The 12,576-nt window shown below is 60.2% G+C and carries 11 protein-coding genes and 1 tRNA gene; 3 read left to right on the top strand and 9 right to left on the bottom strand.

Annotated elements, in window-relative coordinates:
* Positions 1-124: 124 nt before the first annotated feature.
* The 6 genes from ACTHND_RS00150 to ACTHND_RS00125 form a co-directional block, all read right to left on the bottom strand.
* The gene (locus ACTHND_RS00150; protein ID WP_440175162.1) at positions 125-874 is read right to left on the bottom strand and encodes a GntR family transcriptional regulator; all 750 of its coding nucleotides are present in this window, start codon (positions 872-874) and stop codon (positions 125-127) included.
* Positions 875-898: 24 nt separating this feature from the next.
* On the bottom strand, positions 899-1,669 hold the full coding sequence (locus ACTHND_RS00145; protein ID WP_440175161.1) for a copper homeostasis protein CutC: 771 nt from the start codon (positions 1,667-1,669) through the stop codon (positions 899-901).
* The gene (locus ACTHND_RS00140; RefSeq protein WP_440175160.1) at positions 1,666-2,580 is read right to left on the bottom strand and encodes a BadF/BadG/BcrA/BcrD ATPase family protein; all 915 of its coding nucleotides are present in this window, start codon (positions 2,578-2,580) and stop codon (positions 1,666-1,668) included. The genes ACTHND_RS00145 and ACTHND_RS00140 overlap by 4 nt, the downstream gene beginning before the upstream one ends.
* A gap of 357 nt (positions 2,581-2,937) precedes the next feature.
* A complete protein-coding gene (locus tag ACTHND_RS00135; RefSeq protein WP_440175158.1) occupies positions 2,938-5,139 on the bottom strand; it encodes an EAL domain-containing response regulator in 2,202 nt (733 codons plus the stop codon).
* Entirely contained in the window at positions 5,136-7,091 is a 1,956-nt protein-coding gene (locus ACTHND_RS00130) for a sensor histidine kinase (RefSeq protein ID WP_440175157.1), read from the bottom strand. The genes ACTHND_RS00135 and ACTHND_RS00130 overlap by 4 nt, the downstream gene beginning before the upstream one ends.
* A gap of 203 nt (positions 7,092-7,294) precedes the next feature.
* Positions 7,295-8,239 (bottom strand): CHAD domain-containing protein, encoded by a 945-nt coding sequence (locus tag ACTHND_RS00125; RefSeq protein ID WP_440175156.1) that lies wholly within the window; start codon positions 8,237-8,239, stop codon positions 7,295-7,297.
* Between the two features lie 134 nt (positions 8,240-8,373).
* Here ACTHND_RS00125 and ACTHND_RS00120 point away from each other — a divergent pair, with 134 nt between their 5' ends.
* Both ACTHND_RS00120 and ACTHND_RS00115 read left to right on the top strand, forming a co-directional pair.
* Positions 8,374-9,039 (top strand): phosphoribosyltransferase, encoded by a 666-nt coding sequence (locus tag ACTHND_RS00120; RefSeq protein ID WP_440175155.1) that lies wholly within the window; start codon positions 8,374-8,376, stop codon positions 9,037-9,039.
* 29 nt (positions 9,040-9,068) lie between these two features.
* Positions 9,069-9,740: a dienelactone hydrolase family protein gene (locus ACTHND_RS00115; protein ID WP_440175153.1), complete on the top strand. Its 672-nt coding sequence runs from the start codon at positions 9,069-9,071 to the stop codon at positions 9,738-9,740.
* Between the two features lie 512 nt (positions 9,741-10,252).
* On the opposite strand, the gene ACTHND_RS00110 is transcribed toward ACTHND_RS00115, so the two are convergent.
* The 3 genes from ACTHND_RS00110 to ACTHND_RS00100 all read right to left on the bottom strand — a co-directional run bounded on the left by ACTHND_RS00110 (position 10,253) and on the right by ACTHND_RS00100 (position 11,626).
* A complete protein-coding gene (locus ACTHND_RS00110) occupies positions 10,253-10,597 on the bottom strand; it encodes a zinc ribbon domain-containing protein (protein ID WP_440175152.1) in 345 nt (114 codons plus the stop codon).
* A gap of 11 nt (positions 10,598-10,608) precedes the next feature.
* Positions 10,609-11,199 carry a DUF2939 domain-containing protein gene (locus tag ACTHND_RS00105; protein WP_440175151.1) on the bottom strand — a complete coding sequence of 197 codons (591 nt, stop codon included), beginning with the start codon at positions 11,197-11,199 and terminating at the stop codon, positions 10,609-10,611.
* A 337-nt stretch (positions 11,200-11,536) separates the two neighbouring features.
* Positions 11,537-11,626: transfer RNA gene (locus ACTHND_RS00100), tRNA-Ser, on the bottom strand.
* A 234-nt stretch (positions 11,627-11,860) separates the two neighbouring features.
* Between ACTHND_RS00100 and msrA the strand changes: the two genes are divergently transcribed.
* Entirely contained in the window at positions 11,861-12,490 is a 630-nt protein-coding gene (gene msrA, locus ACTHND_RS00095) for a peptide-methionine (S)-S-oxide reductase MsrA (RefSeq protein WP_440175149.1), read from the top strand.
* Positions 12,491-12,576: the final 86 nt, after the last annotated feature.

The raw sequence follows: 12,576 nt of genomic DNA, 5'->3' as shown, positions 1-12,576 counted from the left end.
TTGTAATGACAAGCTTGTAATTGCCATTTTCATATATGGTATTGGTATTGTCGCGTCAATTCAATCCTGACGCGCACGATAACGGCGTGAGCGTTCGGGGAGTTGTCACCGTCGCAAAGCAAACTCAGGCAGGTAAAAGCTGCGGGACCACCACCTCCGCTACCAGGTCCGATACATCGCCACGATACCAGGCGCGGGTCAGTTCGCCTGTGCGGCCGTCGCCCAGGAAGCCGCGTCGCTCGACATAAAGACCCGGCGCGCCGGCCTCGACCCCCAGGCTTTCGGCTTCCGCCGGCTCCAGCGCCACGGCGCGCAGGCGCTGCAGGGCGCGCACCACCGGATTGCCGGCCTTTTGAAGCGCGGTATAAAGGGTTTCATCATCGGTCAGATCGCCCAGCAGGCAATAGATCGGGATGGCAGACATCTCGATGGCGACCGGCATATCATCGGCATAGCGCAGGCGTTTCAGGCGATGGACACGCGCCCCCGGCGCCAGGCCCAGTTGCATGGATTCATCGGCCGTGACCACATCGGTTTCGCGCCCGATCCAGGTGCTGCGGGTGGTGCGGCCACCGGACAGCATGTCCTCGCTGAAGGCGGGCAGGCCGGAAAAATGGCGTTCCTCGCGCGGCGCCACGAAGGTCCCGGCGCCGCGGCGGCGGATCAGCAGGCCCTCGCGCTGGAGATCATTGAGCGCCTTGCGCACCGTAATGCGGGAAATGTCGTAGCGCTCCGCCAGTTCGCGCTCGGTCGGCAGGGGCTCGCTCTGGCTGAGGGAGCCATCCATAATGGCGTCGCGCAGGATGCGTTCAAGCTGGATGTAAAGCGGGCCGTGATGCGCGGTGAGCGCGGGTATGACAGAGAAAAACGACATCTTATCAGCTCCTCGGAAACCGGCTTACTTTGCCCCGACCGCGTTATCAGCGTCCTGAGACAGGGCCTGGCGTAATTGCGTGACCAGTGTGACATCCGTGCGACGATGGCCGGGTACGGCGAAGCCAAAGCGGACGGTATCCCCCGTCGCCTGCGTGTCGACGAGGCTGCACGAGCCATGAACCGCTGGCACACCGGTCCGCCGCAGGATTTCACCGACCGTCCGGTAGCTGACGCCGACGCCGGCCATGATCTCGATAGGGTTGCCGGGCTGAGTGCGAACGGCCTCGACCAGTTGGGCGATGACATCCGTGCCTTCGATGGCGGACATGGCGCAGCCGGAGGTCAGGATCGAATCGATGCCCAGCGAACGCGCCAGCGCCAGGGCGGCCAGCGGGTCGGGCACCAGGTCAAAGCTGCGGTGCAGTGTAACCTTGAGGCCGGCGGCTTTCGCATGGGTCGTCAGTTCCGCCAGGGCGGCGGCGTCCAGTTCACCGTTTTCCAGATTGGCGCCCAGCACCACGCCTTCCAGACCGATATCGGCCACGGCATCGATATCGTGACGCATCATGGCCAGTTCGGCCGGGCTGTAGGTGAAATCGCCCTGGCGCGGACGGATCATGACCCGTGTCGGACACTTGATTGCGGCGGCCAGCCGCATCATGCCGAGGCTCGGGGTCAGGCCGCCAATCCCCAAGCTGGCGCACAGTTCGATGCGGTCGGCGCCACAGGTCGCGGCGATGTCCAGCCCATCGGCCGTATCCACGCATATTTCGAGCAGAACCGGGCCGGTCATGCGGCACCGCCCGCGCGCAGGGGGATCGAGGCGCCATCGCTCTGCCGCGCCATCAGGATTGCGCCATCGAGCACATCCATACTTGGAGCGGTGAGGCGCGCGTGGGTGGCGTCGGAAAGCCACGGCGAGATGTGCGGCGCCAGCCCGCCCACCAGACAGATCCGCGGCGCGCCAACACTGACGAGGTGGGCGATATAATGGTCGATATCGGCGGCCAACTGGCGCACCAGCCGTAAGGCCACCTCGTCGCCCTGGCGCGCATAGTCAAATACGAAGGGCGAGAGCGCGCCATAATCAGCCGGGCGCGCGTGTTCCGACCAGTCTATGATCTCCGACGATGTGCCGAAACGAGCGATCAGAGCCTCGGTGAAGGGCGTGCGCTGCGCCAGGCCGTCGTTCGCTTCGAGGGCAGCCCGAAGGGCGTCACGGCCAAGCGCCGCCGCTGATCCCTTTTCGCTCAACAGAAAACCCCAGCCCCCGACCGGATAACCCCGGCCATTGACTATGGCATAACCCGAACTGCCTGTTCCGGCGATCTGAATGGCCCCATCCTCGCCGCCAAAAGCACCCAGGCAGGCCACATGACAGTCCGCCGCGGCGCAGATATCGCCAAATGTGTCCGGCGCCGCCACCGTGGTGCGCACGCAATCTGCCGGTGTCACTATGCCGGCCAGTCCGAGACCAAGGGAGGTCCGGGGCAGAATATCGCGCGTTAGGCCGGCCGCTGTCAGACCGGCGTCAATGGCGGCCATGATGTTTCCCCAGGCCATATTGAGGCCCAGGCGGATATTGGCCGGGCCGCTTTCGCCTTCGCCCAGGGTGCGACCGTTGTCGTCCTGAAGCCTGGCCCGGCATCGCGTTCCGCCACCATCGATTCCAATATAATAATTCGGACGAAATATATATGTCATTACAGTATATTAGAACGTTTCGGCTCAGGTTTGTGTCTGGCAGGCAAGGTGGGGCGAGGCGAAAAAGGCGCATCCGTCAGGCATTTCGGTGCATATTAATGCTTACCAATTTGCATGTTGTCATATCAAATAATAGAAATCGAGCGGATTTGTCTATAAAAACATTATCGAATGTGAAAATGAATGGCGCTGTTTGGCTCTAAGATGCTGTTTCAAATGGCATCTTTATAGCGGATAACACCAATTTAAGTCATGGCTGATCGAAGCTGGCGCACGCAGCCTGCCTTAAGCAGAGATTTTGATGACCGACACTGCCGGGCGATTGGCGATCCCGGACCAGTTAAATGGGGTTCGTCGTCAGCGGGTGCCTGATTTTTTCTGTGGCAGGGTGGCGTCGCCATCCGCCTGCATCTGGCGCAACAGGCCTTCTATCTGGGCAACCTCAACGGGACGGCTGAACAGATAGCCCTGGATTTCCGCGCAGTGGGCACGGCGCAGGTGTTCGAGCTGATCGGTCGTTTCCACGCCCTCGGCCACGCAATCGAGATTAAGGTCGCGGGCCAGCCCCAGGATGCTGTGGACGATGGCGGCCGTGCTGTGATCATTCACGATGTCGCGCACGAAAGAGCGGTCGATCTTGATCCGGTCGAGCGGAAAGCGCCGCAAATATCCCAGAGATGACCAGCCGGTGCCGAAATCATCCAGTGACAGCTTGACGCCCATGGCCTTCAGTTCTTCCATGACCCTGACGGTCACTTCGGTATCATCAAGCGTCAGGCTTTCGGTCAGTTCGAGTTCAAGCCATTCCGGGGCCAGGCCCGATTCATCCAGGGCGTCGCGGACTGCCCGGACGATATCCCCGCGATAGAACTGCTGGGCGGACAGGTTGACCGCAACGCGGACCCTGGGCAGGCCCTGGGCCTGCCAGGCGGCGTTTTGCAGGCAGGCGGTACGCAGCACCCAGCGGCCGACCTCGACCATGCGCCCGTGTTCTTCCAGCAAGGGGATGAACAGGGCCGGCTGGATAAGCCCTTCGGTCGGGTGGTGCCAGCGCAGAAGCGCCTCCAGGCCCGTTATGGTGGAATTGCTGACCGATACCTGCGGCTGGTAATAAAGGGCGAATTCGCCGCGTTCGCAGGCGCCATAGAGATCATTGGACAGGGTATGCCAGCGTTCGGCCGCCATGGTCAGGTCGCTGGTGAACAGGCGGTAGGTGCCGCGGCCGTTCTTCTTGGCCTGGTACATGGCGGTATCCGCGGCCTGGAGGAGGGCGGAGGGGCTGTCACCGTCGGCGGGGTACATGCTGATGCCGATACTGGTGCCGATACGAAGCGTGTGGCTGCCGACCTGGAAGTCCGGCTCCAGCACCGCCTGGATGCGCTGCGCCAGAACCTCGGCATCCTCGCTGCCGGACAGGTCTCCGGCCGCGACGACGAATTCGTCTCCGCCCAGCCGCGCCGGGGTATCGCTGTCGCGCAGGACGCTGCGCAACCGCTTTGACACCTCTTCGAGCAGGGCGTCGCCGACGAAATGCCCCAGGCTGTCGTTGATATGTTTGAAATGGTCGAGATCGAGCAGGAGCAAGCCGACCTGCGAGTGGTCGCGGCGCGCCCGCGCAATGCCCTGGCTGAGCCGATCCATCAGCAGGGTGCGGTTGGGCAGTCCCGTCAGGGCGTCATGCATGGCGAGGTAGCGTATACGTGCTTCGGCTTCTTTACGCGCCTTGACATCGCGCAGGGTGCATTGAGCCAGTAACCTGTGGCCGACGCGATAGGTGGTGCAGAGCACCTCGACGCTGACCGTGGTCCCGTCCGGGCGTTCCCAGGTCCATTCGGCCCATTTCATTTCACCGCTCTGCCGCAGCGTATCGACGATCGTGCGGGCATCGCCGACGGCCGCGAAAATGGGCAAGTCATCGAGATAACGGCCGCGCACCTCGTCAAGCGGCATGGCCAGGATGTGGGCGCATTGCGCGTTGAGATCATGGACGGTCCGGGCATCGCAATCGATGACCAGTATGCCGTCGCCGGCGGTTTCAAAGAGGCGGCGGTGCCTCAGTTCTGAGTCGCGCAGGGAGGCTTCCACAAGGTGGCGCGCCTCAACTTCCGCCTGAAGCGACATCTTCTGTTCCAGAAGCTCGACGCGCGCCTTGCGAAGGGCGATGTGCGTCCGGACGCGGGCGATCAGTTCCTCGATCTGGAACGGCTTGGTGACATAGTCAACGCCACCGGCCGCAAAGGCCGATACCTTGCTGTCGACATCGGTCAGGGCGGTCATGAAAATGACCGGGATGTCGCGGGTCTGCGCATCGGCCTTGAGCCTGCGGCAGGTCTCGAAACCGTCCATGCCCGGCATCATGACATCAAGCAGGATAAGATCAGGCTGGGCATAGCGCAGCCGGTCGAGCGCTTCCTCGCCGCCCAGGGCCACCAGAACCTCGTAGCCGCGGTCTTCCAGATGGTCGACCAGAAGGCCCAGATTGGCCGGAGTATCATCCACGACCAGGATCTGGGGCAGGGCGGGGGATGCGTCCTGACCTTGCGGTAACAACTGGGTCATGCGGCATCTCTTTCTTTGGCGGCGTCTTCGATCAGGCGCAAAACGGCAGGGGATTGATAGGCGGCGGCCAGGGAATCGAGGCGTTCAGCGAAGCCGCGATACTCAGCTCCGGCCGCAATGATTTCCGGCACGGCCTTGCGGATGGCGCGCAGGTTTCCGGCGCGCGCCAGGAAAAGCAGGTGGTCCAGTTGCGGTCCGAAGGGCGCCACCAGTGGGGTGGCGTTTTCGGTCTCCACCTGCGGAGGTTTGTTGTCATCTGGCATGTCAGCCACGGTATCGGGGGCCTCAAGCCTGGCGATTTCCTCATCGGCGCGGCCAAACGGGGCCTCGACAATGAAGCGGCTGCCGCTGCCGATTCCGCTTTCCACGCGGATATCGCCGCCCATCATCTGGACGATATGATAGGTGATGCTGAGCCCAAGCCCGGTGCCGCCGCTTTTGTCGATGGCATTGCCGGCCTGCTCGAAGGGCTGGAAAATCCGCTGGAGCTGGTCCGGGCTGATGCCGACACCGGTATCGGTAACGCAGAAGCGCAGCCCGGTGTCATCCGTTGCGGAGGCGACGCAGGACACCTCAAGGCGGACTTCGCCCGAAGGGGTGAACTTGATGGCATTGCCCAACAGATTGATCAGCACCTGGCGGATGCGCTTCTGGTCCGCCACCACCAGACGGGGCACGTCGTCGGCGATGTTCACCGTGAACAGCAGGCCCTTTTCTTCTGCCCGCAGGCGAACCATCTGCGCCACACTGAGCACGCACTGACGGATATCGAAGACGCCCGGCAGCAGTTCAAGCCGGCCGGCCTCCACCTTGGCGATATCCAGAATGTCGGTGATCATCGTCAAAAGATGCTCGCCGCTGTGCTCGATCGTCTGCAGGGCGGCCAGGTCGCGCTCGCTTGCCTTCGTGGTCTTCAGCAACTGGGCATAGCCCAGGATCGCATTGAGCGGCGTGCGCAATTCATGGCTCATATTGGCGAGAAACTGCGACTTGGCCGAACTGGCGGCCTCGGCAGCCGCGCGGGCCTCGGCCAGTACACGGCTTTCCTCGGCCTGCTGGCGCTGGCGCGCTTCATAGAGCCGCCGCATCCCCAGGAAGCGGAAGACGAGAAAGCCGCCGGTCAGGACCAGCCAGATCCCCAGAATGATGAGATACCACTGATCGGTGGACAGCGAGACGCCGTGAAACTCCAGGGAGGAGACCTTTACGTCAAAGCGTCCGTGCGGTGTCTGGCTTCCCGACGAAAAGGCGAGTGACACAATGTCATCCATGTTGGTGCCGGCCTCGTCCGCCGAGACACCGTGACTGGTGAGCCACCATTGTTCGACGGCGAACTGCTCCGCGTTCAGGTGGATTTCGTTTACGCCTTGCGTCACGGGAAATTCGGCGACGAAGGGCATGGTCTCGCCAGGCTTGACCTTCTTCCCAAGGCTCGTCGGCGCCGTGCTTTGCAGCAACAGGCGCAGATGATCACCGACACCGTGGTAGGTCAGCCGGATCGTGACATTCTTGTACTTTGAAAAGTCGATCCCCTTGCCCTTGCCGGGGGCTTCGAATTGCAGGCCGTAGCCGCAATAGACGAATTTCGCGCCCTCGCGCAGGTCACAGGTCCAGGTCAGCGGTTTGGTCGTATCGTGCTCGATGGTGGAATTGCCGCCATCATCCTTGTCGCCATAGACAAAGGGATAATACTGACCAGCCCGCGATGTAAGGTCGAGCTGCCGGCTGGTTATGGCCTTCTGGCCAAGGACCGCGGCGAAGGTCAACGCAATCAGCAGGAATATCGCCGCCTCGACCTTGAGATTGCTGTAATGGAGCCAGCTACGACGGGGTGTCTGGCGGGCCGAGGCCGAAGCGTGCGGGCCGTCTTCCAGCAGATTATGCGCCACAAGCGTGGGGGCGGTGTCATTGGCAAGCTTAACGCCTGATGTACTATTGTAACGCTTATGCAAACTGCACTCTCATACTTTGGGCGACTATTTATATTTTTATATCCTCCCTGTCGCCGGAGGTCCGTATGATCATTACACAGAATGCTTATTAATCGGTTTCTGCCGGGAAATATTTATACTGTCGGCATATATAGCGAATGATTTGTGCGGATATTGATTATTTCATGCGGTATCTGGACACTTCATCAAACAAAGAGCGCGGATCAGTGCAGATGAGGCGCCGGGGCCTTGCGTGTGCGGCCCCGGCCTGCCGGGATAAGCGGTTGCTCAGGCGGCATCTGGCGCCAGGCTTTCCAGTGGCGGTTCACGTCAGCGGCGAAGTCATCCGACGACCGGGCATAAAGCGCGTGTCCCAGCCGGATGGCCTCATTGCGCAGCTTGCGGCGCTGACGCCTGGCCGTAGTGAGCAGGCGGTCCGCCGGACTGGCCTCCGGGATCGGCCGGATCTGCTTCAGCCGTTTCCTGAGGAGGGTAAGATCCTGAATATGGCCCAGTATCTGGGCCAGGTGCCGGGCATCCTCCTCGGTGCCGTCCATCGGCTTCGGCCAGATCGTGTTCAGGTCATGTAGCTGATATTCCAGCACCTTTATCTGCTTGCGCCATTCGTGCAGATTGATGCCTGACGGGTCTCGCACGACATTGGCGAAGGCGTTGCGGTTGCGCCTGTAGGTCCGCCGCATGGCTTTGGTGAGGTCGGACTTTTTGATTTTCAGCGAGGCCAGGTGAAGCGCTGTCCGTCTCGCCTGTATATTGTTGCGCACCGTTGCCAGGGCATCGTCACAACCGGTGGGGAGCGGGGAAGCCGCCAGGATTTCGCGCAGCCCGTCCATTTCACCGGCATCGAATTCGGTCGCCCCGGTTTCATTCAGATAGGTGATAACTTCGGATATCACTTCATTATCGCGGTAGGCGCGCAGGCTTTTTGCACTATCCCTGAAGAGGGTATTGGCCTTGTCGAACGTGAGGCGGTCGAGTGATCCCCTGACCAGGCGCAGGCAGGCGCGGATCTTCTTGGTGCCTGCTCTTACCGTATGCACGGTCGAGGTTTCACCGGGTTCGGCGTCCGGGGCCATCAGGAGATTGATTTCCTGATGCAGAAGGCGGTCGAAGGTGGTCGAAAGCGCTGTGTGTTCCGTCTTCCGTGTCATGACAGGTGCCCATTTCAGCCGCTGAAGAGGCCCTATCATTACCCCACAGGTCTGCCGTCTCATTTGATCGGGGTCAAAGCCGCCCCGTCCGTTCTTCCGCACACTCTGACAGCTCTGTTCCAGGAGTGTGGACCATGATTTGTTTTCCCGATCGTGAAGCGGCGGGGCGCCAGTTGGCCGCCGTGCTGAAACCCAGATTAAACAAGCCGGATGCGCTCGTTCTGGCCTTGCCGCGGGGGGGCATGCCCGTGGCGTTTGAGGTCGCGCGCCTTTTGCACCTGCCGCTCGATCTCATGCTGGTGCGCAAGCTGGGCGTGCCGGGGCATGAGGAGCTGGCCATGGGCGCCATAGCCGACGGCGGGGTTGAGGTCATTAATGAGGATATCGTGCATAGCCTGAGCATCAGTGATCATACGATAGCCGCGGTAGCGGCGCGCGAGCGGGTCGAACTTGAACGTCGCAGCCATGTCTACCGCCAGGGACGGCCGGCGTCGGAACTGAATAACCGGACCGTCATCCTGGTCGATGATGGGTGTGCCACCGGCGCCACCATGGAAGCGGCTATTCGGGCGGCGCGCCGGCGAGGGGCGGCCTGGATTATCGCCGCCGCGCCCGTGGTGTCCGATTCGGCCTTCGCCATGATGGGCCGTCTGGCCGACGAGGCGGTTTGCGTCGCCGTGCCGGAGCCCTTTTATGGTGTTGGCCGCTTCTACACCGATTTCGGACAGACGCAGGACAGCGAGGTCATGCGCCTGCTGGCCCGGGCGGCGGAGATCAAAGGGCAGTCCCATGTCTCATGACGCCGCCCGCCGGTTTTGAGGACGTTCACATGATGTCGCATAGCCATTTGGCCGAAGCGTTGTCCACCCCTGTCGTCGTGCCAGCAGGCGATGTGAAACTCGCGGGAGACCTGACTGTTCCGGAGGGCGCGAAGGGGCTGGTCATCTTCTCCCACGGCAGCGGCTCAAGCCGCAGGAGCGTGCGTAACCGGCGCGTGGCGAAAACATTGAACGACCGGGGGCTGGCGACCCTGCTGATCGATCTTCTGACCAGCGAAGAGGAGGAGTTCGACCAGCAGACCCGCCAGTATCGGTTTGATATACCGCTGCTGGCCGACCGGCTTGTTGACATTGCCCGCTGGGCGGGCGAGCAGCCGGCGCTTGCCGCGCTTCATCCGGGGTATTTTGGGGCGAGCACCGGCGGGGGCGCCGCATTGATTGCGGCCGCGCACCTGCCTGACCGGATCGGTGCGGTCGTCTCACGCGGTGGCCGGCCTGACCTGGCGGCGGCGTTTCTCGATAAGGTCAGGGCGCCGGTGCTCCTGATCGTCGGTGGTAATGATCCCCAGGTGCTTGAGTGGAACGAGCAGGCCCTGCGCGGCCTGAATGCCCGGTCGAAACTGTCGGTCGTGCCCGGCGCCACGCACCTGTTTGAAGAACCGGGAAGCCTGGAAAGCGCGGCGGATCAGGCGGCGAACTGGTTTAACAGGTATTTGGGTTGAGGGTTAGAGCGTTGTGACGGATGACCTTCTGGAGGCGGCCGGGCTCAAAGCGACTGAAGCTAAGCGATAAATCTAACGCGCCGTCACCCTCGCAGGTGGCGGCGCTGCTTTTTAGTCGCTTTGTCGCATTACGATTGTCGGATTAGTCGCTTCGCATTTCCTGCAAGTCAAAATGCTGGAGTGAGGCCCTGTAATACGAATCGACCCTCGAAAACCGGTGACGTCCGCACCCCAACGATTCCAGTCATCCGACCACATCGACACCGAACCTGCGTTTCCACAAACTTTGCAGGATAAATCATAGTGTGTCCATTCAGTGCTCACCGTCCGGTCTCCTCTATCCTGAATGCCTGGTACCGTAGATCTTCCGCCGCGTCGAAGGGTCTGTCGGAGATCCACGCTGTGTGTCCCTTCCGGTGGCTATCTAAGCGGGACGCTTCCTTGTCTCGGCGCAAAAGCTAGGCGGAAAGTGCATATGCCGGCGGGTGCGGGTTGCTTGCCATCGCGGGCAATCAATCACGAAACTGCTCAGGCACCTCGGAAGCCGCTTTCTCCTCCTGGCTTATTTGAGGAGCAGCACTTTCTGCTGGTTTAAACTCGGTTCCGCAGTAACGGCACTTTATCGCTTCAGCTCGAATGATTTCCGCGCAGGCGGGGCACTTCTTCATGTCACCACCTTGCAAGTCGCGGTTATCAAGAGCCTTTATGTCCTTCTTTAGGAATAGTGAGTGTGGAAAAGCGATGATCCAAATGGCGGCGCCGTAAATCCACCAAGCGAGAAATGAGTGTCCCTTCCCCTTAGCTATCGCCGCCGGGATAAGGCCAATGAAAACTGCAATCAGTAGTACTTCGCCCAATTACCCCTCCATTAATCCGTGTTGATAGACGCACCAGCATCTGCACCTATTAGAAATTCCGACATGTCGATCTTCACCAGTTTCCAGGTGAAAAGATTTCGGCGTTCAAACACGAAGTCAACATGCTGCTTTGAATTTGATTTCGCCGCCGCCGACGCTCGAAAGCGATCAAGGTTGATATAGCTGTAAGTGCGAACTGTATCGTCATCCTTTGACGAAGAGGTTGGGGCGGGCGTGGGCGCGGTGGTGGTTGTTTCTGACCTGCGCGCTTTAACCATCGCTGCTATCCCGTCCGGTGTCACCACCGAATCCACCATGCGATCAGTAATTGCCGGGATCATCATCATTCCCAGGCCAGCAAACGGATTATCCTTCATGTCTGGATCGTTCTGCATATTCGCCGTAAGAGCCGCATTGAACTGAGACTTCAGGCCATCTCGTACCGATGGGAAATCTACCATTGCGTCGAGTTTGTCCTTGTCACCGGCTTTTGCGGCGTCCGCCAGGCTTTTGGCCGCCATGTAAGGCGATCCAAAATACGCCCCGCCGAATAGAATAACGACCGCACCGGCGATGCTGCCCGCAATCCATGTTTTACGCATTTGTTCCCCCATATTTCAAGAAATGCTACACAGCCTCAAGGCGATTGTAAACCGAGACACAACCTAAATCTTGAGGTGCCGCGACAGATTTGGCAATCACAACTCCGCGACTTCCTTGATCCGGATCATATTTACGACAGCGGTGACGGCTTTATAGGCGAGCTTCCCAATCGCCCGGATATTAGCTGCGCTAGTGACACATAGCCCCGTCATAAATGGCGCGGCCTTATTTGTATCTATATGTTTCCAAGCGTAACTTTGAGGATGGCGGGTACGTTGATGGGGCATTTCTGCGCACATAAAATAACTTAATAAATTCAATTGATTGTTAGTGATGTGGCGGACAGAGAGGGATTCGAACCCTCGGTACGCTTGCACGTACACACGCTTTCCAAGCGTGCGCGATCGACCACTCCGCCATCTGTCCATCCATCAAGTCGCACCAGGTCGGTGGTGCGCGGAAGGCGGCCTTTATACCCATGCTTTGCGAATGAGCAAGCCTAGTTTGCCTCTTACCACCGCTTTTTTTGTAACTATATTGGCGGCAAAGCGTAATATAAGTCTCCAAATCCCCTCGTCAGGGGATTTGGCAAGGGCAAGCGCCCGTCGCCGCCTTTGCGGCGAGCCCGGCGGCTCTTGAGCCATAATAAAGGAAAACACCATGTTCGGCCTTAAATCCCAGATGATTTCCGCCAACCAGGCCCTGCCGGGCCGCAGCGAGCCCATCCCGACCGAAGAAACCCATTTCGTGCTGCATACGCCGCTGAAGGGGCCTTATCCGGCCGGCATGGAAACGGTTGTCTTCGCCATGGGCTGTTTCTGGGGCGTCGAGCGCAAGCTGTGGCAGCAGGAAGGCGTCTATGTCACCGCCGCCGGCTATATCGGCGGCTATACGCCCAACCCGACCTACAAGGAGGTCTGCACCGGCCAGACGGGCCATACCGAAGGCGTGCTCGTGGTCTTCGACCCGAAAAAGATCACCTTCCAGCAATTGCTGAAGGTCTTCTGGGAAAGCCATGACCCGACGCAAGGGTATCGTCAGGGCAATGATATCGGCACCCAGTACCGTTCGGCCATCTTCACCACCTCCGAGGCGCAGTATGATACCGCTGTCAGCAGCAAGGCGGCGTTTCAGAAGTCACTGAATGCGCTCGGAAAGGGCCTGATAACCACCGAGATTGAGCCGGAGGCGCCGTTCTATTTCGCCGAGGGCTATCATCAGGGCTATCTCGCCAAGAACCCGGAAGGCTATTGCGGCCTCAAGGGCACCGGCGCCGTCTGCGCTATTTGATCAGCGGTTTAGAGCACTTTCCGAAAAGCGTAACGCACTTTTCGGAAAGTGCGTTTAAGTAAAGAGTTAGAGCGTTTTACGATCTG

The sequence above is a fragment of the Asticcacaulis sp. genome, assembly GCF_051954415.1.
Taxonomy (GTDB): Bacteria; Pseudomonadota; Alphaproteobacteria; order Caulobacterales; family Caulobacteraceae; genus Asticcacaulis.
This window is presented reverse-complemented; position numbering and strand designations above follow the sequence as displayed.

Coding starts and splice junctions, on each gene's coding strand:
- ACTHND_RS00150 (WP_440175162.1), bottom strand. CDS start 874: ATGTCGTTTTTCTCTGTCATACCCGCGCTCACCGCGCATCACGGCCCG.
- ACTHND_RS00145 (WP_440175161.1), bottom strand. CDS start 1,669: ATGACCGGCCCGGTTCTGCTCGAAATATGCGTGGATACGGCCGATGGG.
- ACTHND_RS00140 (WP_440175160.1), bottom strand. CDS start 2,580: ATGACATATATATTTCGTCCGAATTATTATATTGGAATCGATGGTGGC.
- ACTHND_RS00135 (WP_440175158.1), bottom strand. CDS start 5,139: ATGACCCAGTTGTTACCGCAAGGTCAGGACGCATCCCCCGCCCTGCCC.
- ACTHND_RS00125 (WP_440175156.1), bottom strand. CDS start 8,239: ATGACACGGAAGACGGAACACACAGCGCTTTCGACCACCTTCGACCGC.
- ACTHND_RS00120 (WP_440175155.1), top strand. CDS start 8,374: ATGATTTGTTTTCCCGATCGTGAAGCGGCGGGGCGCCAGTTGGCCGCC.
- ACTHND_RS00115 (WP_440175153.1), top strand. CDS start 9,069: ATGATGTCGCATAGCCATTTGGCCGAAGCGTTGTCCACCCCTGTCGTC.
- ACTHND_RS00105 (WP_440175151.1), bottom strand. CDS start 11,199: ATGCGTAAAACATGGATTGCGGGCAGCATCGCCGGTGCGGTCGTTATT.
- msrA (WP_440175149.1), top strand. CDS start 11,861: ATGTTCGGCCTTAAATCCCAGATGATTTCCGCCAACCAGGCCCTGCCG.